Here is a 1,431-nt window from a genome sequence, read left to right as displayed (position 1 = left end):
GGCTCTTTGTCAAATCGTATTGATGAATAGTTTTTGTATAGAAGGCAACCTCATGTAGGTTGTCTTTTTTTATGCGCAAATGAGTCTTATTCTCTTAAGAAAATGGTCAAGATTTCTGAAGCCATAACTGATATGTTTGAGTTTTTTTATCTTTCCAATGGTCCCTTCAAGAGGACCATTGGAGTACGGCATTGTGCAACTATTCTTTACATAATTTAAATTCTTACGTAACGTTGAAATAGATGTATCCATAGCGGTATTATTCTTTTTATATCCATAGATGGTTTCTTTGAGTAATGATATATCGTGTTCATGTATCGCTTTCTGAATACCTTGATAAATATCATAAGTATTTTTAAAAACTGGTAGATTGTCAGTGGCTATATCAATAACGTTTCGCGTTGTAGTATATTCGTTGATTCCAAAAATATATTTTACTTTCTTGTCGTCTACATCTGCCTCAGGCAGATGATAGAGACGCCAATTAGACTTAAGTGCTTTATACAAACGGGAATGTTTATCATTTATTTTTTTAAGACAACTGATTCTAACTTGATCCAATGCCCGGCTACATAGCTGAACTATATGAAATCTATCAACTATTATTTGAGCATTGGGAAAAATTCTATGAATGACCGACTGATAATTAGCATTCAAATCAATAGAGACAGTCTTAACGGCTTGCCGTTCTGACAAGCTATAGTTATTTATAAAGTGTTCAATAATTGTTTTAGAGAGTCGATCATGAATCAGCTCAATTAGATGATGTGTTTGTGCATCAATAGCTATAAAAGTAAATATACCGTTAACTGAACGAAATTCATCAAAACACAGGTTTTTTGGAAGACAATCACATCTATTTGGTAATTTGGTATTGTCATATAAGACTCTGCTTACTGTATTTACTGATACTCCGATGATCTTAGCTATTGATGTTAAAGTAAAGGATTCCTTTGCCATAACGAATATTCTGTTTTGAACTTGTTTAGTCATAGTATGATTTTTGATTAATAAATCACTGTGGGCACCGCAGGTGCCACCACAGTTCTTACAAATATAACGTTGTTTATTGAGCATCAAATGATACTCAATACCGTTAAAACTGGCTAATCTAGCATTAGTTTTTCTTTTTCCATTTTTGACTAATGAATTTAAACCACATTGTGGACATCGATACAGTTTATAAGTTAAATCAGCGTTTACGATCTTTATATGCTTTATAACGCCACGATTTTTAATCGTAGCGTCCTTGACTGAAACATTACTTATATTATTGTCTTTTATATCGAGTGCACATAGTATAGAATTGTCTTGGGACATTATTGTTTTCTCCATGTTTGATTGGGTTTGGTCGCTTAAATCTTAACATGAGAACAGTGATGTTCTTTTTTTATTTTCTAGAGATTAAAAAACTGGTATTGATTATTCATC

Annotated in this window: 1 protein-coding gene; it reads right to left on the bottom strand. The window is 32.3% G+C overall.

Features of this window, described 5'->3' with window-relative positions; all coding sequences use genetic code 11:
• Nucleotides 1-69: 69 nt before the first annotated feature.
• Nucleotides 70-1,320: an ISL3 family transposase gene (locus FD33_RS04555; protein WP_025086422.1), complete on the bottom strand. Its 1,251-nt coding sequence runs from the start codon at nucleotides 1,318-1,320 to the stop codon at nucleotides 70-72.
• Nucleotides 1,321-1,431: the final 111 nt, after the last annotated feature.

The sequence above is a fragment of the Companilactobacillus paralimentarius DSM 13238 = JCM 10415 genome (assembly GCF_001434985.1).
Classification (GTDB): domain Bacteria; phylum Bacillota; class Bacilli; order Lactobacillales; family Lactobacillaceae; genus Companilactobacillus; species Companilactobacillus paralimentarius.
The sequence above is the reverse complement of the archived record's forward strand: the minus strand, read 5'-3'. Positions and strand labels throughout refer to the sequence as shown.

What these genes read in the sequence shown, in the direction of transcription:
- FD33_RS04555 (WP_025086422.1), bottom strand. Translation starts at nt 1,320, where the DNA reads ATGTCCCAAGACAATTCTATACTATGTGCACTCGATATAAAAGACAAT.